24 protein-coding genes and 1 tRNA gene are annotated in these 21,238 nt (G+C 65.2%); 3 read left to right on the top strand and 22 right to left on the bottom strand.

All coding sequences use genetic code 11. The features are described 5' to 3' along the window. Positions 1-8 precede the first annotated feature (8 nt). The 6 genes from BKX93_RS11710 to BKX93_RS11685 form a co-directional block, all read right to left on the bottom strand. Positions 9-1,100 carry an extracellular catalytic domain type 2 short-chain-length polyhydroxyalkanoate depolymerase gene (locus BKX93_RS11710; RefSeq protein ID WP_070979918.1) on the bottom strand — a complete coding sequence of 364 codons (1,092 nt, stop codon included), beginning with the start codon at positions 1,098-1,100 and terminating at the stop codon, positions 9-11. Positions 1,101-1,129: 29 nt separating this feature from the next. After that, the gene (locus BKX93_RS11705; protein ID WP_046156122.1) at positions 1,130-1,450 is read right to left on the bottom strand and encodes a hypothetical protein; all 321 of its coding nucleotides are present in this window, start codon (positions 1,448-1,450) and stop codon (positions 1,130-1,132) included. A gap of 225 nt (positions 1,451-1,675) precedes the next feature. Beyond that, positions 1,676-2,383 carry a hypothetical protein gene (locus BKX93_RS25515; RefSeq protein ID WP_046167638.1) on the bottom strand — a complete coding sequence of 236 codons (708 nt, stop codon included), beginning with the start codon at positions 2,381-2,383 and terminating at the stop codon, positions 1,676-1,678. A gap of 26 nt (positions 2,384-2,409) precedes the next feature. Then, entirely contained in the window at positions 2,410-2,643 is a 234-nt protein-coding gene (locus tag BKX93_RS11695) for a RebB family R body protein (protein ID WP_021476918.1), read from the bottom strand. Positions 2,644-2,834: 191 nt separating this feature from the next. Next, positions 2,835-3,386, bottom strand: a complete 552-nt coding sequence (locus tag BKX93_RS11690; RefSeq protein WP_046156124.1) for an RNA polymerase sigma factor — start codon at positions 3,384-3,386, stop codon at positions 2,835-2,837. An 88-nt stretch (positions 3,387-3,474) separates the two neighbouring features. After that, positions 3,475-4,212: a Crp/Fnr family transcriptional regulator gene (locus BKX93_RS11685; protein WP_046167637.1), complete on the bottom strand. Its 738-nt coding sequence runs from the start codon at positions 4,210-4,212 to the stop codon at positions 3,475-3,477. 339 nt (positions 4,213-4,551) lie between these two features. Here BKX93_RS11685 and BKX93_RS11680 point away from each other — a divergent pair. Then, positions 4,552-4,637 (top strand) — tRNA-Tyr (locus BKX93_RS11680). 61 nt (positions 4,638-4,698) lie between these two features. Here the strand turns inward: BKX93_RS11680 and fghA are convergent. Together fghA and BKX93_RS11670 are read right to left on the bottom strand one after the other, a co-directional pair. After that, the gene (gene fghA, locus BKX93_RS11675; RefSeq protein WP_070979916.1) at positions 4,699-5,538 is read right to left on the bottom strand and encodes an S-formylglutathione hydrolase; all 840 of its coding nucleotides are present in this window, start codon (positions 5,536-5,538) and stop codon (positions 4,699-4,701) included. Continuing rightward, positions 5,535-6,674, bottom strand: a complete 1,140-nt coding sequence (locus tag BKX93_RS11670) for an S-(hydroxymethyl)glutathione dehydrogenase/class III alcohol dehydrogenase (RefSeq protein ID WP_070979914.1) — start codon at positions 6,672-6,674, stop codon at positions 5,535-5,537. Before BKX93_RS11670 ends, fghA begins: the two co-directional genes overlap by 4 nt. A 111-nt stretch (positions 6,675-6,785) precedes the next feature. Here BKX93_RS11670 and BKX93_RS11665 point away from each other — a divergent pair, with 111 nt between their 5' ends. Both BKX93_RS11665 and BKX93_RS11660 read left to right on the top strand, forming a co-directional pair. After that, a complete protein-coding gene (locus BKX93_RS11665; RefSeq protein ID WP_046167635.1) occupies positions 6,786-7,688 on the top strand; it encodes a LysR substrate-binding domain-containing protein in 903 nt (300 codons plus the stop codon). A gap of 28 nt (positions 7,689-7,716) precedes the next feature. Then, positions 7,717-8,730 carry a nucleoid-associated protein gene (locus BKX93_RS11660; RefSeq protein WP_046156128.1) on the top strand — a complete coding sequence of 338 codons (1,014 nt, stop codon included), beginning with the start codon at positions 7,717-7,719 and terminating at the stop codon, positions 8,728-8,730. A gap of 73 nt (positions 8,731-8,803) precedes the next feature. On the opposite strand, the gene BKX93_RS11655 is transcribed toward BKX93_RS11660, so the two are convergent. The 14 genes from BKX93_RS11655 to BKX93_RS11590 form a co-directional block, all read right to left on the bottom strand. Beyond that, on the bottom strand, positions 8,804-9,265 hold the full coding sequence (locus BKX93_RS11655) for a hypothetical protein (protein ID WP_046167634.1): 462 nt from the start codon (positions 9,263-9,265) through the stop codon (positions 8,804-8,806). After that, on the bottom strand, positions 9,262-10,023 hold the full coding sequence (locus tag BKX93_RS11650) for a hypothetical protein (protein ID WP_070979912.1): 762 nt from the start codon (positions 10,021-10,023) through the stop codon (positions 9,262-9,264). Before BKX93_RS11650 ends, BKX93_RS11655 begins: the two co-directional genes overlap by 4 nt. 166 nt (positions 10,024-10,189) lie before the next feature. Then, the gene (locus BKX93_RS11645; protein ID WP_070979911.1) at positions 10,190-10,918 is read right to left on the bottom strand and encodes a substrate-binding periplasmic protein; all 729 of its coding nucleotides are present in this window, start codon (positions 10,916-10,918) and stop codon (positions 10,190-10,192) included. Between the two features lie 145 nt (positions 10,919-11,063). After that, on the bottom strand, positions 11,064-11,309 hold the full coding sequence (locus BKX93_RS11640; RefSeq protein ID WP_046167632.1) for a DUF6868 family protein: 246 nt from the start codon (positions 11,307-11,309) through the stop codon (positions 11,064-11,066). 88 nt (positions 11,310-11,397) lie between these two features. Then, on the bottom strand, positions 11,398-12,297 hold the full coding sequence (locus BKX93_RS11635) for a 4-deoxy-4-formamido-L-arabinose-phosphoundecaprenol deformylase (RefSeq protein ID WP_070979909.1): 900 nt from the start codon (positions 12,295-12,297) through the stop codon (positions 11,398-11,400). A gap of 39 nt (positions 12,298-12,336) precedes the next feature. After that, on the bottom strand, positions 12,337-12,762 hold the full coding sequence (locus BKX93_RS11630; RefSeq protein WP_425304950.1) for a GrpB family protein: 426 nt from the start codon (positions 12,760-12,762) through the stop codon (positions 12,337-12,339). Between the two features lie 460 nt (positions 12,763-13,222). Beyond that, positions 13,223-14,266: a bifunctional UDP-4-keto-pentose/UDP-xylose synthase gene (locus BKX93_RS11625; RefSeq protein ID WP_052717499.1), complete on the bottom strand. Its 1,044-nt coding sequence runs from the start codon at positions 14,264-14,266 to the stop codon at positions 13,223-13,225. 49 nt (positions 14,267-14,315) lie between these two features. Beyond that, complete coding sequence (locus BKX93_RS11620; RefSeq protein ID WP_070979907.1) at positions 14,316-15,233, bottom strand: formyltransferase; 918 nt, start codon at positions 15,231-15,233, stop codon at positions 14,316-14,318. Next, positions 15,230-16,180, bottom strand: coding sequence for a glycosyltransferase (locus BKX93_RS11615; RefSeq protein ID WP_046167629.1), 951 nt, complete (start codon positions 16,178-16,180; stop codon positions 15,230-15,232). Before BKX93_RS11615 ends, BKX93_RS11620 begins: the two co-directional genes overlap by 4 nt. 5 nt (positions 16,181-16,185) lie before the next feature. After that, positions 16,186-17,310, bottom strand: a complete 1,125-nt coding sequence (locus BKX93_RS11610) for a DegT/DnrJ/EryC1/StrS family aminotransferase (RefSeq protein WP_070979905.1) — start codon at positions 17,308-17,310, stop codon at positions 16,186-16,188. A gap of 18 nt (positions 17,311-17,328) precedes the next feature. Further along, positions 17,329-17,700: an SMR family transporter gene (locus BKX93_RS11605; protein WP_021476900.1), complete on the bottom strand. Its 372-nt coding sequence runs from the start codon at positions 17,698-17,700 to the stop codon at positions 17,329-17,331. Positions 17,701-17,745: 45 nt separating this feature from the next. Then, on the bottom strand, positions 17,746-19,398 hold the full coding sequence (locus BKX93_RS11600; protein ID WP_070979903.1) for a glycosyltransferase family 39 protein: 1,653 nt from the start codon (positions 19,396-19,398) through the stop codon (positions 17,746-17,748). Positions 19,399-19,500: 102 nt separating this feature from the next. Then, positions 19,501-20,409, bottom strand: a complete 909-nt coding sequence (hemF, locus tag BKX93_RS11595; protein WP_046156138.1) for an oxygen-dependent coproporphyrinogen oxidase — start codon at positions 20,407-20,409, stop codon at positions 19,501-19,503. Between the two features lie 114 nt (positions 20,410-20,523). Continuing rightward, positions 20,524-21,126, bottom strand: coding sequence for an outer membrane beta-barrel protein (locus tag BKX93_RS11590; protein ID WP_070979901.1), 603 nt, complete (start codon positions 21,124-21,126; stop codon positions 20,524-20,526). Between the last annotated feature and the right edge of the window lie 112 nt (positions 21,127-21,238).

The raw sequence follows: 21,238 nt of genomic DNA, 5'->3' as shown, positions 1-21,238 counted from the left end.
TTTCCTTTTCATTGGAGAGGGCTGTCCAGACGCTCCACCATCGCGCGGATGGCGGACATCTGCGGCGCGGTTCGGGCGTAGAAGTCGGGCCGGACCGGATCCTTGCTGCTATAGCCCCAGAAGTCCCAGCAACCTTGCGGGTTGCGCTTGGGGTCGGTGCGGATCTGCGGGTACAGCACGATGATGCGGTTGCGGTCGGCCATCTGGTTGTAGCCGGTGCTGGTGTAGTAGCGGTTGCCGATGCGGCTGTCTTCCTGAGTGCAGCCGTGGAATACCACGTGCACGCGGCAGCTCTGCTTGCGGCAAGCCGCCGGGACGTAGACATGGCCGATGTCGGACAAACCGGTGTAGCGGCTCTGGGAGAATTCGGTCTGGTCGAAGTCCAGCAGTTCGCCGGACAATTTGGCCTCCGGCGGCTTCAGGTCGTTGCCGTACAGTTGGCGCAGGATGTCTTGCGATTGCATGAAGCCGCAGTTGTTGAGATTGGTCTTGGTGCTGCCGGCGGCGGGCGACACGTTGACGGGACAGGCTTCGTCCCCCGGGTTGGAGGTGAGCAGCGCGTGGCCGGCATTGACGGTGTCCACGTAGCGTATCTGCGATTCCGGCACGCCAGCGTTCAGGTAAAAGGCGCGCGTCTGGGCCACCACCTTGGGATAGACCACGCTGTCGGACGCGCCGGTGAAGATATACAGCCGCTGGCGCTTGATGTTGTCCACCGGGTCGATGGCGCCGTCCCGGGCGAACTGCTGCGCCTCCTTCCAGGCGGCCGCGCCGGAGGGCGCAGCGCCTTGCGGCCGCATGCATTGATTGCTGGCGGTCAGCATGAAGCGGTCTGCGCCGCCCAGCTTGTTCAGGCCGGCGCAATAGAACGGGCCGCCGGCGACGATGCCGGCGCCGGCTACGCTGGCTGAATAGGTGACGCTGTATTGGGCCGCCATGAAGGCGCCGGATGAGAGGCCGGATACCGTGTTTTGTTTGGGATCGGCGCCCAGCGCGGGCAGTGGCGGCGCGCTTGCCGCCAGCGCCTGGCCTGAGGCCAGCGCCGCCAGCAACGCCGCGGCGCGCGACAGGCGGATGAACGCATTGCGTGTTGGATGCATGGTTTGACTCTCCAGGGGGACGATGAGATTCACTGCTCAAACTTCTGCAATTCGTTGATGCCTGACCAGCCGATGAAGATCAGCCCTAGTGCGGTGGAACCAAATGAGTATGGCAGACCGGCCAGGATGCCCATGGCTAGCCCTTTGGCCAGGGCCACGCCAAGCCCATCCCTGTCCACCCAGCGTTGGGTCAGGGTGGCGCTGAGGGTGATGAGGCCCAGCAGCAGCAGGCCGGCGCACAGAAAAAACCGTTCCTTTTCCAGCGGAGGCAGAAGCCTGGCCATGTCCGGCAGTATCGTGTCCCACAGCTTGTCCGTGGCCAGCGCGACGAGGGCGGACAGCAGATGCACTGGACTTTTGCTTAGCCCAGGGAGAGGGCCGCGGGGGGCGTCCGTTGGGTCTGGCAGGCTCATGGCGGTTTGGCTGAGGGAGGTATTCATGGCTGGACGCGCAAACCGCCGGTTTGTGAGGCGGGGCAGGACGGATGCGCGCCGCGGAGCGGCGGTGGGACGCTCCGGATGAGGAGGTCGCCGGCGGGCTCCGCGCCGGCGTTGAGGCCGGCCGGAAGGGCGCCCTCAACCGCCGCGTTTGTCCAGCAAGTCCTGATATTTGCTCAAACTCTCGTCTATCCTGTCCAGGGCGAAGTGCGCCGCTTCGGCTTCTATCGCGCCGGCGGCGGCCGCCGCCGCGGCGGCGGTGCCGACCAGCAGGTCGGTGATCAGTATGCCCAGCGCGTCTTCCGCGGCGCCCTTCAAGTCCTCCGCGGCGAACTTCTCAGTCATGTTTTTCAACAGCACGCTTTTGCTGGCGAGAGCCAGTTTGCTGGCGCCGTCGAAGTAGTTGGCGCCGGCTTGCGCCACCAGGCCGCTGGCCTGGGTGATCATCATGTTGGGCGCGACCGCGATCTGGTTGCTGGCGTAAGCGGCGGTTTCGCTGTTGGTCAGCTGCACCGCCTGCACGATTTGGCTATTCAACGCCGAGGTGTCCCCGCTTCCGGTCGGAGAGATGCCGAGCTTGGCGGTGAATTCGCGCAAGGGGTTGGCGGAGGGCGGGGCGGATGCCGCGTCGCTCGGCCGGGCGGAAGCCTGCCCGCCGGAGGGGGAGGCGCCTGCCGGCTCTTGCCGGGGGCTTGCCGCCGCGCCGCTGTCCGACGCGGATTTCGCGCCGGCATCCGTCTGGGGCGGCGGGCTGCCGCTGCCTTGCGGGCTCGGTTGCGCGGTGTCGGCAGCCGGCGTTGCGGGTGTCGCCGGTTTTTTCAAACCGAATATTCCTTTCCAGTCCATGGTTCAGTTCTCCTTGACGCGGGGCGTCAGACCTTCTCGCCGACAGAGAGGATCATGGACACCGCCTTGGAAATCACCGCGCTGTTGATCTGGTTCAGCGCCTGCTGGCTGTGCACCGAGTTTTGCAGCGCCAAACCGGCCGAGTGGCTGGCTACTTGGTACAGCGCGGCCATGGCCTGGGCAGGAGCTTCGGCCACGACTTTGACGTTGGTCTGGGTGACGGCGTCGGTGATTTGTCCATTGACTGTGGTGTCTGCCATGATTGCTCCTGAATCGCGGTTGATGGGGAAGAGGCGCCATGCGCTTGCCATACGGACGCGCCGCTATGGGCCCTGTGAAAATTTCCCTGCGTTACAAATCCGGGTTGTCGCCGGAATGGCGCCGCGCCTGTCCCGCGAACGCGCGGGATGGAGAATCAGGATCGCCTTGCGGGCAAGGCGCGGCGCGAACATTACCGCTCCATCCGCTTGCGCAGCGATTTGCGCAGCAGTTCCACCCGTTTGCGCGCCAGCGCTTCGTTGATTCCCAGCAGCGAGGCGATCTGCGAATAGGACAGGTCTTCCTCGAACTTCAGCTTGAACAATAATTGCTGTTGCGGCTTAAGCCCAGCGAGCGCCGTGTCCATCCAGGCGAGCTGCTGTTTCAAAGAAAGCTGCTGTTCCGGGGTGGGGGTGCCGCCGGCGTGGGCATGGACAGGGGCGCTATCCAGGTCGGAATCCGGATCGATCACCCGTCCCTCCCGGCGTTGGCTGCGGACAAAATCCAGAAACGCGTGATTCAGGGCCAGGAACAGGAATCCGGCCAGGTTTTGCACGCGCTCCGGAGAGTGCTGCAGGTAAAGGTGGACCTTGAGGGCGGTGTCCGACAGCAACTCGTCGGCGCGATGGATATCTCCTTTGCACAAGTGGCGGGCGCGGCGCTGCAGCTTGGCGTGGATTTCTCGCCAGACCGGCTCGAAACAGTGGCCAAGATTGGAGGAGGAAACAACGTTTTGGTTAAGCATGTCGCCATCCGTTCATGACAATGGGGATTGCAGGATGGCGAAGCTGGGAAATCCGCTCAGTTACCGATGTGACATTTAAATATTTTTATCATTTAAAATATTTAATTTGCCTATCTGGGTATTGGGCGATCTGTCTGAGTCGGACCGGGTCGCAGACTTGCAGCATGTGGCGGGACAGCTGGATCAACCCACTGCGCTGCCATTGCTTAAGCTGCGCGTTAAGCCGAGGGCGGCTGGCGTTGAGCATGGAGGCGAGTATGGCCTGGTTCATGTTCAGCAGCAGGATGGGGCCGTTGGGGCCGGGATGGCCGCGAAGATCGATCTCCATCAACAGATGCCTGGCCAACCGGGCCTCCAGCCGATAAAGACAGACGGTTTCGACGAAGTTGCTGATGCGCTGCAACCGTCGGCACAGTTGCTGCTGGATGCGGGACATCAGTTGAGGCGCGTCTTGCAAGGCGCGGAAATGCTTCTGATCCAGCAGCAGCAGACGGCAGTCGCGGCTCAGTTGCGCGGTGCAGTTTCGGCGGCTCAAGTGCAGCAGCGCGCTTTCCCCGACTATTTCTCCGGGGCCTGAGCGGTCGATGATGACCTCGTGGCCGTCCGGTTCCTGCAGGGTGTGGTAGACGTTGCCTTGCAGCACCAGCGCGATGAACTCTTCCGTGTCGCCTCGCAAGAACAGCAGCTTGCTCTGCCTGCCGTTGACCGGCGTGGCATGGCGTTCGATATGCTGCATCAAATCCTGGGGCAGGTTCTCGAACAGCGGAAAGCTGTCGAGCCTGGCGGGCTGAGGGGCGGGACGTGAAACGGGCTTGGGAATATGCATCGTTTTTCCGCGGTCTGGCATCCGATTTGAAGCCGGCGGCGGAGGGGAATCAGCCGATGGCGACGAAGCGATGCATCAATGTTGCTGACATTGGCCTTGAATAGGGCGTTCCATGGAGAAAACGGCGCGGGTAAGCGTCTGTGAAGGGCGGGAACGGGCATCGCGCCCGAATCGCTCTTGCCGCAAATCTCATCGCTACGGCATGCCGATGCGGATTGCGGTTTCGATGGCGGACCGGCAGAGGAGGCATCGATCGGGAAGCGGGATCCGGCGCGAAGCGCTTTCGCGCGCCGCGAGGTGTTGACAGTTATATTGCGAGCCGATAAGATGCGCCGCTCTGGAGGGGTTACCCCAGCGGTCAACGGGTCCGGACTGTAAATCCGGCGGCTAAGCCTTCGAAGGTTCGAATCCTTCTCCCTCCACCAGACTCAAACAAAAAAAAAGCCAGGCTCTCGAGCCTGGCTTTTTTTGCGTCCTGGGTCGGCCTCAGGCCAGCAGGTGGCGGGCGTGGAAACGCAGGTGCTCGTCGATGAAGCTGGCGACGAAATAGTAGCTGTGGTCGTAGCCGGCGTGGCGGTGCAGCTCCAGCCGCGCGTCGCCGCGGCGCGCCGCCTGCTGCAGGGCGTCCGGCCGCAGCTGCTCGGCCAGGAAGGCGTCGGCCAGGCCGATGTCCACCCTGAGCGGCAGCGGGCAGCCGCGCTCGGCCAGCAGCAGGCTGGCGTCCCATTCGGCCCAGGCCGCCTCGTCGTCGCCCAGGTAGGTGGCGAAGGCCTTGCGGCCCCACGGCGCCTGGGTGGGCTGGCAGATCGGGCTGAAGGCGGATGCCGACACGTAGTCCTGCGGCCGCCGCATAGCGCAGACCAGCGCGCCGTGGCCGCCCATCGAATGGCCGGCGATCGCGCAGCGGCCGTTCAGCGGGAAATGGCGGCGCAACAGCGCCGGCAGCTCCTGGCTGACGTAGTCGTACATCCGGTAGTGGCCGCGCCACGGCTCGCGCTCGGCGTTGAGATAGAAGCCGGCGCCCTGGCCCAGATCGTAGGCCGGATCGTCGGCCACGCTCTCGCCGCGCGGGCTGGTGTCCGGCATCACCAGCGCGATGCCGAGCTCGGCCGCCAGCCGCTGCGCGCCGGCCTTGTGGCTGAAGTTCTCGTCGGTGCAGGTGAGGCCGGACAGCCACAGCAGCCACGGCAGCTTGCCGTGCTCGGCCGCCGGCGGCAGGTACACGCTGAAGCGCATCCGGCAGGACAGCGTTTCCGAGTCGTGCAGCCATTGCTGCTGGCGGCCGCCGAAGGCCAGGTTGTCGGCTATCTTCTCAAGCCCGCTCATGCCGGCTCCGGCGCGTAATGGATCACCGAACGGATGCTCTTGCCCTCGTGCATCAGCTCGAAGGCCTCGTTGACTCGCTCCAGCGGCATGGTGTGGGTGATGAAGTCGTCCAGGCGGAATTCGCCCTTCAGATAGCGCTCCACGTATTCCGGCAGCTCGGTGCGGCCGCGCACGCCGCCGAAGGCGGAGCCGCGCCATACCCGGCCGGTCACCAGCTGGAACGGGCGGGTGGAGATTTCCTGGCCGGCGCCGGCCACGCCTATGATCACCGATTCGCCCCAACCCTTGTGGCAGCATTCCAGCGCCGCGCGCATCACCTTGACGTTGCCGATGCACTCGAAGGAGAAATCGACGCCGCCGTCGGTCATCTCCACGATCACATCCTGGATCGGCTTGTCGAAATGGCTGGGGTTGACGCAGTCGGTGGCGCCCAGCTTCTTCGCCAGCTCGAACTTGCCTTCGTTGATGTCGATGCCGATGATGCGGCCGGCGCCGGCCATGCGCGCGCCGATGATGGCGGACAGGCCGATGCCGCCCAGGCCGAAGATGGCCACGCTGTCGCCGGCCTTGACCTTGGCGGTGTTGACCACCGCGCCCATGCCGGTGGTGACGCCGCAGCCCAGCAGGCACACTTCTTCCAGCGGCGCGGCCTTGTTCACCTTGGCCAGCGAGATTTCCGGCAGCACCGTGTATTCGCTGAAAGTGGAGGTGCCCATGTAGTGGTAGATGGGCTTGCCGTCCTTGGAGAAGCGGCTGGTGCCGTCCGGCATCAGGCCCTTGCCCTGGGTGGCGCGGATCTTCTGGCACAGATTGGTTTTGCCGGACAGACAGAATTTGCACTCGCGGCATTCCGGGGTGTAGAGGGGAATCACGTGGTCGCCCACCGCCACGCTGCTGACGCCGGGGCCGACGGATTCTACGATGCCGCCGCCTTCATGGCCCAGGATGCAGGGAAACACGCCTTCCGGGTCTTCGCCGGACAGGGTGAAGGCGTCAGTGTGGCACACGCCGGTAGCCACCATTTTCACCCGCACCTCGCCAGCGCGAGGCGGCTGCACTTCCACTTCTTCAATACTCAGCGGCTGACCGGCGGCCCAGGCCACGGCGGCCTTGCAGCGGATGATGTCCTGGCTCATCAGCGATTCCTTTTCCACGTTGACGGGTATTTGGATAATCGACCATTGTATTTTTTTGCTGGTTGTCGATAATCGGCCAGATTGGTAAATGATTTTTTCCATGGAGAAAAAATGGCCAGTTGGGAAGGAATGCAGGAATTCGCCGCCGTGGCCGATAGCGGCAGCTTTACCCGGGCAGCCCGGCGGCTGGGCATCTCCATCGCCCAGGTCAGCCGCCAGGTGGGCCAGCTGGAAGAGAGGCTGGGCGCGCGGCTGCTGTACCGCACCACCCGCCAGCTCAGCCTGACCGAGGCCGGCGAGTTGTATTTGACGCACTGCCGCCAGTTGCTGGAGTCGCTGGCGGACGCCGAGCAGGCGGTGTCGCAGTTGCAGGCCGAGCCGCAAGGCCAGCTGAAGCTGACCGCGCCGCTGGCCTATGGCCACAGCCATATCGCGCCGCTGGTGCTGGAGTTCATGCAGCGCTATCCGCTGCTGGAGGTGAGCCTGGATCTGTCCAACCAGGTGCAAGACCTGGTGCACGACGGCTACGATCTGGCGATACGGATAGGCCGCCTGACCGACTCCTCGCTGATGGCGCGCAAATTGGGGCAGCGGCGCCATCACGTCTGCGCGTCGCCGGACTACCTGGCCCGCCACGGCGCGCCGCGGCGGCCGCAGGAGTTGCTGCAGCACCAGTGCCTGCAGATCGGCAACGACGGCTGGCATCTGCAGGTGAACGGCCGCCGGCAGACCTTCCGGGTGCAGGGCCGGATGCGCTGCAGCACCGCCGCGCCGCTGGCCGAGGCCGCGGTGCGGGGCATGGGCCTGGCGCAGTTGCCCGATTACTACGTGGCGGCCTACCTGGAGAGCGGCGCGCTGGTGGAGGTGCTGGCCGACTACGCCGAGCCGGAGGAGGGCATCTGGGCGCTGTACCCGCACAATCGCCAGCTCAGCCCCAAGGTGAGGCTGCTGGTGGATTTTCTCGCCGACAGTCTGGCCGGCGGCGCTTGCCAAGCCGGCGGGGCGCGACAATAATCGCGCATTCTTTTGCGGGAGCGCGGCGATGGTGATAGCGGAATCTAGAGTGGAGTGCATGGTGGTGCACCGGGTGGGCAACCCGACGCGCGGCGAGCCGCTGCAGCTGTCCGAGCGCACCACGATGGTGGACGAGGCGGTTTCCGGCCTGTTGCTGGACGGCTATCTGAAGGGCATCGTCTCCGATCGCAAGAAGCACCAGTTCGTCCACGAGACCGATCTCAACCTGAACGAGATCTACCATTACACCCGCCAGTTCTTCCGCGGCGAGGTGGATTTCCTCGAGGTGTCGCAGCGCATCGCCAAGCATCTGTACGGCCGTTCGCAGCACCCCAATATCAGCGCCGGCGACCTGCTGGTGATCCAGTTCGCCGGCTTGTCCGACGGCGACCGCGACATGCGCGCGCTGGGCGTGTTCAAGTCCGAGATCCGCGACGACTTCCTCACCATCATCGACGGTGCCGGCGTGTTCGACATCAGCCACGCCTCCGGCATCAATCCGCGTTTGATAGACAAGGGCGCGCTGATTCTGGAGCACGGCCCGACGGTGTACGCGGTGGACCGCCTGAGCCGCGAGGCCAAGTTCTGGCTGGACGATTTCCTGAAGGCGCTGCGGGTGCCGGACAAGGCGTCCAGCAGCAAGATGCTGGCCAGCGTGGTGGAGCAGCTGTCGGGCGAGATTGAAGACCCGATGCAACAAGCGCGCTTCAAGGACGAATTGCTGCAGTTGGTGGAAAGCCAGCCGGAGGAGGTGCAGGCCAAGGCGCTGACCGCAGCCGCCGAGCGCTTCGTGCCGCGCGAGCAGGTGGAAGTGGCGCTGGGCAGCGCGGCGGAGTCGTACGGCTTCGAGCTGGACGACGAAGCCAGGCTGCCGGCCAAGGGCGTGGCCAAGCAACTGGAGAAGACGCTGTCGCGCTACGGCGTCGGCCATGGCATCAGCGTGCTGCTGCCGTCGGGCATCACCTTGAAGAACATCCAATCGCAGAACGACGGCGAGGGCGGGCTCAGCCTGACGCTGTTCCTGAACAAGCGCGAGCTGTAAGCCGGCTCCGGCGGCAACAAAAACGGCGGCGGTCGCGAGACCGTCGCCGTTTGCGTTTGTTCGGCTACGCGCCTCAGCGCATGGTGAACTCGACCGACCACTCCAGCGTGGCCATGTTGTAGTAGGTGATTTCGGCATTGCAGAACGCGCCGCCGCTGCCGGTGGCGGTCTTGTTCCACTGCGGCACTTTGGGAATCACGCCATTGTTCAACAGGCCGCCCGGCTTGGGCACATTGACGAAGGTGGTGCGGAATTCGCACTGGCGCGCGCCGTCGGTGTAGCGAACGAAGGCGTAGTTGACGTCGGGGCTGAGCGGGCTGCTGACCAGATAAGTGTCGCTGGACTGGGCCTTGACCACCTTGATGGGCTTGGGCGCGGCGTTGGCGTAGGTTTCGTTCTCGTTTTTGCCGATAGGCTGGTAAGTCACGTCCTTTTGGCCCAGGTTCTTGAAGGTGATGGTGACGGCCGGGCCGGCCAGCGCGCCGGTGGCGACCGTTGACAGCGCGAGCGCGGTCAGAATGTGCTTGAGTGTCATGCTTGTGTGGCTTGCGGGTTGGAAATCGGAGGGTTGTCCAGCTGGCGGACGGGGAACCACAGCGAGTCGTCTTGATCGCCGTTGTCTAGCTTGGGCTCCAGGCGGATGCGGTTTTGCAATTGCTCGACGTAGTCGGACGGGTAGCGCGCCTGCTCGAATGTCGGCAGCCCCTGGTAGTGGCGCAGTACTTCTTCGAAGAAGCCGCGGCGGCTGCCGGTGCTTTCGTATTCGGCGCGGGCGGCCTGCACGGCCTGGCGGCGCCAGGCTTGTTCCTGGTCGCTGGCGGCATAGTCGGCGGCGCGCCGCTCATTGACGGTATAGCGTCCGCTGTCGTCGTTGACGATGGCGGCCAGCTGCTCGCGGCTCAGGCCGGAGAAGGGATTGGCGGCGCTCATGGCGCCTCCCTGGCGGGCCTGCAGGAAGGCCGTGGAGGAGGCGGCCAGTTGCAGCCGTTCCGCATCGCCGCCTTTGGGCATCTGGTTGTTGTATTCGTCCTGGCGGGCATGATAGGCGGGCCCGCTGATCTCGTTCATCGCTTGCTCGGCCAGGCCTTGCCTCTCCGCGGCGCTCATGCCGGCCGCTCTGCTTTCCATCAGTTGCGCGCTGTCGGCCAGCAAGCGGGCCAAGGGGGAGATGCCGACCGTGGCGGCGGCGATGGCGGCCGGCGGAGCGGCGCCATCCGTCTGCGGGCGCGGGGCGCTGGGGGCCTGCGTGGCGGACGACGCGGATTCGGCGCGGACGGTATTGAGCGTGATCATGGCGGGCCTCATGATGGTTTTGAGCATCAATGACCATTTTGTCATAAATTATTAAGCATTTTTAGCTTTTGTGAATATTGCAATCTGGCGAACAGGAGCGCTGGCCGGCCGCGCGGGATCTTGGCGTTTGGGGCAGGTATCTGAGGGAGACGGAGGAGCGTCGCGGCTATCGCGCCGCGTCCCCGGCCGGCAGCCGGGTTGGCGTGACGATGTCGTAGCGTTGGGTCAGTCTCCGCAAGGTGCCGTCGCGCCGCATGGCGTCGATGGCGAGCCGCCAGGGTGCCAGCTCGGCTTCGGGAATATTGCGGGTGGCCGCCAGATAGGTGGTGCAACGCAGCTGCACCTGGCCGCGCCGCAATCCGCTCGGCGGCAGGCCGGCTTGCTGCTGGGCGTAGCGGGCGCTGTTCCATGCCGCCAGCCAGGCGTCGATATGGCCGGCGGCCAGCTTGCGGGCGTTGAGGGTTTCGTCGCCGGCCAGTTCTATCGTCGCGCCGGGCAGCCGCCGGGCCAGTTCCAGGCCGACAGAGTCGCGGACCACGCCGATGTGTCCGCCGCCGGATGGCGGCTTGCCGGCGGCCTGGCCTATCAGCAGAAACTCCTCGTCCACCAGCGGAGCGACCCAGCGCAGCAGCGGTTCCCGCTGCGGCGTGCGGCAGGGCGGCACGATCAGCGCTCGGGCCTGGGCCGAGCCTATGGTGAGCACCCGGCTTAGCGGCTGCACCGAGACTTGCAGCGGTTGGCCCAGGCGTCTGGCGGCTTCCTGCGCCACTGCCACGGCAAAGCCCTGAGCCGGCGGCGCGGCGAGAACATACGGCGGCGCGATGCCGCCGAGCAGGGAGATCGCGTGGGCGGTGGGGCCGGCCAGGCAGAGGAGGAAGCCGCAAAGCGCGCGCATCGGCGGTGCTCGACCGAAGGATATGGCTGAAGTGTAGACCACCGTCGGCCCGCGCCTTCCAGCGTCCGCATCCCCCATGGCGCGAGCGGCTCAGCCCGCGAATGGATGCAAGGGCTTAGCTTGGGCGATGCCAGTGGGGCGGATGTCAGCGGGATGCCAGCCACAGCGCCAGCAGCGGCGCCAGGTTGAACACGAACACCAGGATCTTGTACAGGCCGATGCCGCCGTAGTTGAGCAGATCGAACGCCGGCTCGGATAGGCTGAACCAGCGGCTGTGCAGCCGGTACAGCCAGCCGCGGCGGAAGAAAAACAGGCAGAACCAGAGGATCAACACGGCGTAGTGGAAGGCCAGGCTGATCAGCAGAAGGCGTTCGAGGTTGGCGATGTCCATGACGGCGTTTCCGGTAGGGGTAGGCTTTTTTCAGCATAGCCCTTCCATGCAAAACGCCCCGCGCGGACGGGGCGTTCGGCAAGGCGGATCAGGCCTGCAGCGCCAGCGTGCCGCTGCGGCCGGGAATCTCTCCCATCACCACCCGGCCGGACGGCAGCTTGGCGAGATCCTGGCTGTCGAACAGATCGACGCAGCTGACCAGCTGATAGCCTTGCCGCTTCCAGCCGGCGAGCAGGCGCTCGAACACTTCCATCAGCCGCATGCCTTCCAGCTCCGCGTGCAGCGTGTAGACGTGGCCGGTGGCGGTCTCGGCCTCGGTCAGCTGCAGCAGGCGCTCGTGGACGTTGTCGTTGCTCAGGCCATCCAGGCCGATCAGCTCGTCCAGCGTCGGCAGCGTGGTCGGCAGCTGCGGCACGCCCAGCGGCCGGCCGGCGGCGTCCAGCGGCTGGAACGGGTGGCTGCCGCGGCCGTCGGACGCGTAGCGCATGCCCAGCTCCTGCTGGTAGGCCAGCGCCGCGTCGTTGATCTGCCAGCCGGCGGCGCCGTGGGTGCGGGCCTCCTCGCCGAAGATCTCGCGGAAGCGCCGGGCGGCCTTGTGCATCTCGGCGCGGGTCCAGGCCGCGTCCTTGCCGGCGACGTAGTCCTGCCACTTGATGTGGTCCCAGCAATGGATGCCCACCTCGAAGCCGGCGTCGCGCACGCCGCGGAGCAGGGCCGCCTCGCGGCGGCCGATGTCCGGGCCCGGCAGCACGGTGCCGTACAGCAGCGTGCGGATGCCGTAGTGTTCGACGACGGAGGTGCGCGACACCTTGGACAGGAAGCCGGGGCGGAACACGCGCTTGATCGCGCGGCCGGTGTGGTCCGGGCCCAGGCTGAACAGGAAGGTGGCGCCGGCGTCATGCCGCTTCAGCGCCTCCATCAGCCGCGGCACGCCTTCGCGGGTGCCGCGCCAGGTGTCGACGTCTATCTTCAGGGCGAGTTTTTTCATTGTTATGGCAGGTTCAAGTATTCGGAATCGCTGGCGAGTTTACCGCGCGGCGGGCTTGCCGTGCGGTTTTCCGGCCGCCATCGCCAACACGGAGGCGATAAATCCGCTCTTCGCGTCAGTGTACGCGGCGCGGTCGCCACTGTGATCGTACGCCAGTTGCCGTTTCAGATCGGCATATTGCCCGGCCAGTGGTTCATCGGCGCGCAGCGCGTCGCGGAAGGCCAGCTTGTCGCGCCAGAAGGCGCTGTCCAGCGCCACCGCGTGCAGATGGACTTCGCGCGGATGGGCGGCCGGTTTGGCGAAGTCATGCCGATCCGGCATGGCGGCGGCCATCTGCGGCTGAAGATGGAAGCCTGCCGATTTCAGAGCCGGGATATACGGCGCTATGTCGTTGAGAGCGGGCAGTCCTAGCATGATGTCGATGATGGGTTTGGCGGCGAGGCCGGGCACGGCGGTGCTGCCGATGTGCTCGATCGCTCAGGCGTCGGCCAGCGGGCCGAGGGCGGACAGGATCGACTGACGCTCGGCTTGGAAGCGTTGCGGCCAGGTTGGGGAGTAGGGGACGATCTTGATGTGGCGGCGCGTGAAGGAAAGATTCGATTGGTGTGGAGAGAACGCTTTTCTTCAGGGACGGTTCGATAGCGGAAAGAAATGGAGTCCGCTGCGCGGACGATGATTTCGATGGCGGTTCCGCCCGCCGGACGGGCAAGGGGCTGTCTCGCCAGCCCCTTAGCAATCCCAGGCGACCCCTACGGCCCGAGAAACCCCGATGAAACACTCTTGAGCCAGGCGCCGCCGATCAAAAAAACGGCGGCTCAAAGGCCCCCGGCCCAAGAGTGTTTCACCGGCTCGGGCAAAAGGGGCTTAAGGTGGCTGCCGATCAAATATCCGCTATATATCGTTGATCGGCCTGCCGGGTAGTGCTTTACTCCGACAGGTCGCGGCTGGCCGCCACCTGGTCGCGGTAGTAGTCGTAGATGCCGCGCAAGGCGTCGGCCATGGTCACCGTCGGCTTCCAGTCCAGATCGGCCATGGTGTTGGCGATTTTCGGCACGCGGTTCTGCACGTCCTGGTAGCCGTTGCCGTAGTACTGGCCGGAGGTGGTTTCCACCACTTGCACCTTGTCGGCGTTCAGCTGGTATTCCGGATAGACGCGCGCCAGGTCCAGCATCATTTGCGCCAGTTCCCGGATCGAGTAGTTGTTGACCGGGTTGCCGATGTTGTAGATCTGGCCGGAGGCCTTGCCGTCCTTGTTCTCGATGATTTTCATCAGCGCGCTGATGCCGTCGTCGACATAGGTGAAGGCGCGCTTCTGATGGCCGCCGTCAACCAGCTTGATGGTCTCGCCGCGGACGATGTGGCCCAGGAACTGGGTGATCACGCGGCTGGAGCCTTCCTTCGGCGTATTGATGTTGTCCAGGCCGCCGCCGATCCAGTTGAACGGGCGGAACAGCGTGTAGTTCAGGCCTTCTTCCATCGCGTAGGCGTGGATCACGCGGTCCATCAGCTGCTTGGAGCAGGCGTAGATCCAGCGCGGCTTGTTGATCGGGCCGTAGACCAGCTGGGAGTTTTCCGGGTCGAACTCGGCGTCCTGGCTCATGCCGTACACTTCCGAGGTGGACGGGAACACCAGGTGCTTCTTGTACTGCACGCACTGGCGGACGATGGGCAGGTTGGCCTCGAAGTCCAGCTCGAACACGCGCAGCGGGTTGTTGACGTAGGTGGACGGGGTGGCGATGGCCACCAGCGGCAGCACCACGTCGCACTTCTTCACGTGGTATTCGATCCACTCCTTGTTGATGGTGATGTCGCCTTCGAAGAAGTGGAAGCGCGGATGGTCTTTCCACTCGGCCACGCGGTCATCGTGCATGTCCATGCCGTAGATGTGCCAGTCGGTGGTCTCGATGATGCGTTTGGTCAGGTGGTGGCCGATGAAGCCGTTCACGCCCAGGATCAGTACTTTTTTCATTGGATGTCCTCAACCGCCCGCGGGCGGAAAATCGAATTCGGTAATCGGTTCACAACGCCAGCGCGTCGGCGGCGACGCGGGCGGCGAAGTTGTCGGCGGTCAGCGGCTGGCCGGCCAGCTCGGCCTCCAGCACCGCCAGGCGGCCGCCGTCGGCGCAATGCAGCCACAGGCGGCTGTCGGCGCAGCGCAGCTCGGCGCGTTCTGTCGGTACTGCGCTGCCCGCCCGCAGCGTTTTCCACAATAGCAGGCGGCCGGCGGCGGTGTCGGCGAAAGCGCCGGGGAACGGCCGGGTCAGCGCGCGCGCGAAATCGTGCAGCCGCTCGGCCGAGGCCAGCGCGTCGATGCGGCCGTCTTCCGGCTTGCGGCCGCCGAAGTAGCCGCCCAGGCTGAGATCCTGCTGGACGTGCGGCGCGTCGCCGGCGATCAGGCCGGGCAGGCTGCGCCACAGCACCATTTCGGCTGCGACGGTCACCTTGGCGAACACCTCGTCGGCGGAGTCGTCCGGCAGGATGGGCACCGCCATCTGGTCGACGACCGGGCCGTTGTCCGGCTTGACGTTCATCTGGTGCAGCGTGGCGCCGGTTTCGGTCTCGCCGTGGATGACGGCCCAGTTGATCGGCACCCGGCCGCGGTACTTGGGCAGCAGCGAGCCGTGCATATTGTACGCGCCGCGCCGGGCGGCCTCCAAGAGCGGCGCCTTCAGCATGTGGCGGTAGTAGAAGGAGAACAGGAAATCGGCCTGGCAAGCCTGGACCTGCTCCACCACTTCCGGCGCGTTGGGATCGTCCGGCGTGATGACCGGGATGCCGTAATCGCGGGCGACTTGGGACACGCTGGCGAACCAGATGTTCTCGTTCGGGTTGTCCTGGTGGGTGACCACCAGCGCGACCTCCACGCCGCGGCCGATCAGCGCCTTCAGACAGCGCACGCCGACGTTGTGGTAGGCGAAGACGACGGCGCGGCTCATGCCTGGCTCTCTTTCCGCTCCAGCACCGCCTGGATCACGTAGCGCGGGCGCGAGCGCACTTCCTGGTAGATGCGGCCGATGTACTCGCCCAACAGGCCGATGCCGAACAGCGCGAGGCCGATCAGGAAGAAAGCGAGGGCGAACAGCGTGAACACGCCGCCCACTTCCGGCCCCAGGATCAGCCGGCGCAGCAGCAGGTAGACCACCAGCAGGCCGGAGCCGGCCGACACCGCCATGCCCATCAGCGAGAACCATTGCAGCGGGACGATGGAGAAGCCGGTCATCAGGTCGAAGTTCAGCCGGATCAGGCTGTACAGCGAGTACTTGGACTCGCCGGCGAAGCGCTCCTCATGGCCGACGACGATCTCGGTCGGGTGCTGCGAGAACTGGTAGGCCAGCGCCGGAATGAAGGTATGCAGCTCGTTGCACTGGTTGATGGTGTCGATGATGCGGCGGCTGTAGGCGCGCATCATGCAGCCCTGATCGGTCATCTTGATCCGGGTGAGCTTCTCGCGCAGGCGGTTCATCGCCCGGCTGGCCAGGTGGCGCCACATGCTGTCGTTGCGCTGGCGGCGGATGGAGCCGACGTAGTCGTGGCCCTTGTCCATCTCGGCCAGCAGCAGCCGGATGTCTTCCGGCGGATTCTGCAGATCGGCGTCCAGCGTCACCACGCGCTCGCCGCGGCTGTGTTCGAAGCCGGCGAGGATGGCGCGGTGCTGGCCGAAGTTGCCGTTGAACAGCACCACGCGGGTGACGTCGGGGCGCTGGGCAAACTGGTCGGCCAGCATCGCCGCGCTCTTGTCGCGGCTGCCGTCGTTGATGAACACGATCTCGTAGCGCAGGTTCAGCGCGTCCAACGCCGGGTACAAGCGGTCGAACAGCGCCTGCAGCACGTCCTGCTCGTTGTAGACCGGGATGACGACGGAAAGATTGATGTCGGTATTCATGTATCTCAGTGTAAAACGGCGCGCAGCGCGGCGCTGAAGGTTTGGCAGACGCGAAGCACGTCTTCGTCGCGCATGCCAGGGAACAGCGGCAGCGTGACGGTGCGGGCGCCGATGTCTTCGGCTACTGGATATTGCCCTTTGGCGTAGCCTTTGTCGCGGAACAGCGCGAACAGGTGCATCGCCGGATAGTGGACGCCGACGCCGATGTTCTCCGCCTTCATCCGGGCGATGAACTCGCCGCGGCTGACGCGCATCCGCTCCAGCGGCAACAGCGGCTGGAACATGTGCCAGTTGCTGTTCACAAAGTCTTCCGGCGGCAGTTCGCAGCCCAGCGAGCGGTCGAAATGCTGGAAATACAGCCGGGCCAGCTCGCGGCGGCGGGCGTTGAAGCCATCCAGCTTTTTCAACTGGCCGAGGCCGATCGCCGCGGCGATGTCGGTCATGTTGGCCTTGCCGCCCAGCACGTCCACGTCCATGGTGCCGTCCGGCAGCCGGGTGACGCCTTGCAGCCGCAGTTTCTCGAACAGTCGCGCCTCTTCCGCGTTGTTCAGCACCAGGCAGCCGCCTTCGCCGCTGGTCATGTTCTTGTTGGCGTGGAAGCTGAACGACACCAGGTCGCCGCCGCGGCCGATGGCCTGGCCGTTCCAGCCGGCGCCCATGGACTGAGCGGCGTCTTCCACCACCCGCAGCTTGTGGCGGCGGGCGATGTCGTACAGCCGGTCGCGGTCCACCGGCAGGCCGGCCAGGTCCACCGGGATGATGGCGCGGGTGTTCGGCGTAATCGCGGCTTCGATCTTGGCCAGGTCGATGTTGCGGGTGGCCGGGTCGGCGTCGACGAACACCGGCGTCGCGCCCACCTTCATGATGACGTTGGCGGTGGCGATCCAGCTCAGCGGGCAGGTGATGACTTCATCGCCGGGACCGATGCCGGCGATCTGCAGCGCCATTTCCAGCGCGGCGGTGGCCGACGCCGCCAGCCGCACCGGGCGGCCGCCGCAGAAGGCCGACAGCTCGGCTTCCAACTGCTGGCAGCGCGGACCGGTGGTGATCCAGCCGGAGCGCAGCACGTCGCCGACGGCGGCGATGGTGTCCTCGTCTATCGCGGGACGGGTGAAAGGCAGGAATTCCATGTCGGACCTTTGCGAAAATCAGCTGCGGGCGACCAGCACCACGCCGACGATGATGACGGCGATGCCGACGAGCTTCTGCGCGGCCAGCGCTTCGCCGAACATCCAGTAAGCCAGGAGCGCGTTGACCACGTAGCCGATGGACAGCATCGGGTAGGCGACGCTGACTTCTACCCGCGACAGCGCCATGATCCACACCACCACGCTGATCGCGTAGCAGGACAGGCCGCCGATGATGGGCAGGTTGGTGGCCAGCGACCAGGCCGTCGGCCAGGCGTTGGCCAGCGAGAAGTCGAAGTGGCCGATCTGGCGCACGCCGGCTTTCAAACACAGCTGCGCGGCGGCGTTGAGCAGCACGCCGAACAGTATCAATCCGAATTCAATCAGTTTCATTCATTCATATCCAAAGCTTGCTTCCCAGTCTCTGCCAGGGAGGGGTTACGGTTTCGCCACCACCATCCGCCGCGGGTCCTGGTAGATCACCTTCATCGGCAGGCCCTGCTTTTGCAATTCCCGGTAAGTGTCGTCGCCCAGCATCGCCACCGCCTTGGGCGCGGCGCGCCAGCGTGCGGCGAATTGTTCGAGGCGCGGCATCCAGCGTTGCGGCTCCTGCCCCTCGCCGAACTCGAACTCGTCGACGAAGTCCACCAGCGTCACCGGTCGGCCGACATAGTAGGGGAAGGTCTGATCGTAGTAGCGGACCGAGTAGATTTCGCTGTCCGGCGTCAGGTAGGGCTGGATCTGCGCGACGATCTCCTTGCTGCCCTTCAGACGGCCGTAGCTGTCGTGGCCGCTGGCCGCCAGCGTCACCGCGATCAGGCTGCCGAAGGACAGCGCGGCGAGGGCGGCCAGCATCCGCTGCTTCCCCAGCGCGCGCCAGGCCAAGGCCGCCGCGATCAGGAACGCCGCCGCGCCGGCGGCGATGAAATGGGCGAAGGGCAGGATCACCTCCGGCGGCGAGTCGACGCTGGCGAAGCGGCCGGCTAATGGCCAGGCTGCCAGCAGCGCCAGCCACAGCAGCGCGGGCAGCAGGATGTGTTTCTTCAGCTCGGCCGGCTGCATCCGGCTGAGGCTATGGGCCAGCATCAGCGCCAGCGCCGGGAACATCGGCAGGATGTAGGACGGCAGCTTGGAGCTGGACTTGCTGAAGAAGGCGAAGATGAACACGCACCAGATCAGCAGCAGGCGGCCGACGCGCAGGCCGGCGGTTCGGTCGGCCCAGGCGTCCTTGACCATGCGCGGCAGCAGCGTGGTCCACGGCAGCAGGCCCAGGATCAAATAGGGCGCGAAGTACCACGGCGCGCCGGTGCGCTTGTGCTCGGTGGTGAGGAAGCGCTCGAAGTGCTCGCGGATGAAGAAGAAGTGGGCGAAGTCCGGATTGCGCTCCGAAACCAGCACGAACCACGGCGCGGTGAGCGCGAAGAACAGCGCCAGGCCGCTGAGCCAGTGCATCCGTTTCCAGAATGACCATTGCCAGTTGACCAGGCTGTACAGCACCAGCGTGGCGCCGGGGATCAACAGGCCGATCAGGCCCTTGCTGAGCACCGCGCCGGCCATCGCCGCCCAGGTCAGCCACATCGCCCAGCGGGTTTCCTCGCGGGCCGCCTCCTCGCGCTGCGCCAGCAGGAAGCCGCACAAGGCTACCGTCAGGAAGAAGCTGACGCCCATGTCCAGCGACAGGAAATGGCTGTTGGCGACGATCCACGCCATGCCGCCGGCGGCCAACGCCGCGTAGCGCCCGGCGTCGATGCCCCACAGCCGCCGAGCGGTCAGCGACACCGCCGCCACGCTGAGGAAGCCGGTCAGTCCCGGCCAGAAGCGGGCGGCGAATTCGTTGACGCCGAAGGCGGCGAAGCTCAACGCCCCCATCCAGTATTGCAGGATGGGCTTCTCGAAATAGAGCAGGCCGTTGAGGCGGGGCGTGATCCAGTCGCCGCTGTGCAGCATGAACAGCGAGATCGTCGCGTAGCGGCCCTCGTCGGCATGGATCAGGCCGCGGTAGCCCAGGCTGCCGAACCAGATCAGCGCGAACAGCAGCCACAGCGCGATCTCCTGCGCGCGCGGCACGACGGTGGCCTTGGTGGTGTGCATCGGTATTCCGGAATCGTCGATCGAAATCGGTCAAAAAGCGAACTGGCTAGGATAACCGATCCGCCGGCCCCTGTGCGTTGCCCGTTTGTAACCGGCGGCGGCTCACACCCAATCGCGCGGCGGCAGGAAGTCGGTGTACAGCCTGGCCTCCGGGCTGCCCGGCTCTGGCTGGTAGCCGTATTCCCAGCGCACCAGCGGCGGCATCGACATCAGGATGGATTCGGTGCGGCCGCCCGACTGCAAGCCGAACAGCGTGCCGCGGTCCCAGACCAGGTTGAACTCGACGTAGCGTCCGCGGCGGTATAGCTGGAACTGGCGTTCGCGGTCGCCCCAGGCCTGTTCCTTGCGCCGGGCGACGATGGGCAGGTAGGCGTCCAGATAGCCGTCGCCGACCGCGCGGGTGAAGGCGAAGCTCTGGTCGAAGCCCCATTCGTTGAGGTCGTCGAAGAACAGGCCGCCGATGCCGCGCGCCTCGTTGCGGTGCTTCAGGTGGAAGTATTCGTCGCACCATTTCTTGTAGCGCGGATAGACCTCGCCGCCGAACGGCGCGCACAAATCGCGCGCCACCGTATGCCAGTGCACGGCGTCTTCTTCTTGCGGGTAATACGGGGTCAGGTCGAAGCCGCCGCCGAACCACCACACCGGCGCCTCGCCGTCCTTTTCCGCGATGAAGAAGCGCACGTTGGCGTGGCTGGTGGGCACGTGCGGATTGGAAGGGTGTATCACCAGCGACACGCCCATCGCCTCGAAGCGGCGGCCGGCCAGCTCAGGCCGGTGCGCGGTGGCGGACGCTGGCAACGCGTCGCCGTGGACGTGGGAAAAGTTGACGCCGGCCTGCTCGAACATCTCGCCATCCTTCAGCACCCGGCTGCGCCCGCCGCCGCCGGCTTCGCGGTTCCAGGCGTCTTCGGCGAACTGGGCTTTGCCGTCGGCCTGTTCCAGTGCCGCGCAGATGCGGTCTTGGAGGTCCAGCAGGAAGGATTTGACGGCGTCGCTATGCGGGTGGCTCATGGTGGAATCTGTCTCGCAAGGAAGTTGGGGCAGATTGTAGCAGAGGCGGCATCGCGGCGATGAGGCGGAGGGGGAATGAAAATTGCCCGCCGGGCGGCGGGCAATCGGCACGGCTTAGAACTGGTAGCTCAGGCCGGCTTTGAACAGATTGATGCCATTGGTTTTCAGGCCTGCATCGTCCCCTGCCTGGTAACGGGCGGCGATGTATTCGTATTCGCCGCGCACGGACAAGCTCTTGTTGACGGCGTAGCTGGCGCCGAAGCCTACGCCGGCTTTGACATTGCTTTTCTTCTCGGAGATGGCGCCCGCGGGACCCTGCAGCTTGGTGTCGGCATGAACATTGTTCAGGCTGAGTTTGCCAAACACTTCCAGATTGTCCGCCACCGGCAGAATGCCGAGGACAGCCACGCGCTCGGCGCGCAGAGCAATCGACGGCGTGAGGGTGCCGCGAGGGGTGGCGATGTCGCCTTGCATCTTGCCGAAATCGGCGTAGGACAGTTCAGTCGCCAGGTAGGGGCTGATGCGGTAGCCGGCGCCGATTTCCCAGCTGGCGCCGCCCGCTTTGTTGTTTTGCAGTTGCACGCCTCCGGTATCGCCGAACATTTTCATTTTGCTGGCGTTGTATCCCAGGTTGCCGAACACGTAGGCGCCGTTGTCGGCGGCGTGGGCGGTCAGGGCGGACAGGCTCAACACGGATGCGATAATGATGTGTTTCATTTTAATCATTAGGTTTTATTAATAGAGTAAACATTCTCTAGGAAGAACGCGGCGGATTTGTCTGGCTTGTGATGAGGGTGAGAGTAGGTTCTGTAACTAAATGTAAAACAGG

Source organism: Chromobacterium vaccinii, from assembly GCF_001855275.1.
Taxonomy (GTDB): Bacteria; Pseudomonadota; Gammaproteobacteria; order Burkholderiales; family Chromobacteriaceae; genus Chromobacterium; species Chromobacterium vaccinii.
The sequence above is the reverse complement of the archived record's forward strand: the minus strand, read 5'-3'. Positions and strand labels throughout refer to the sequence as shown.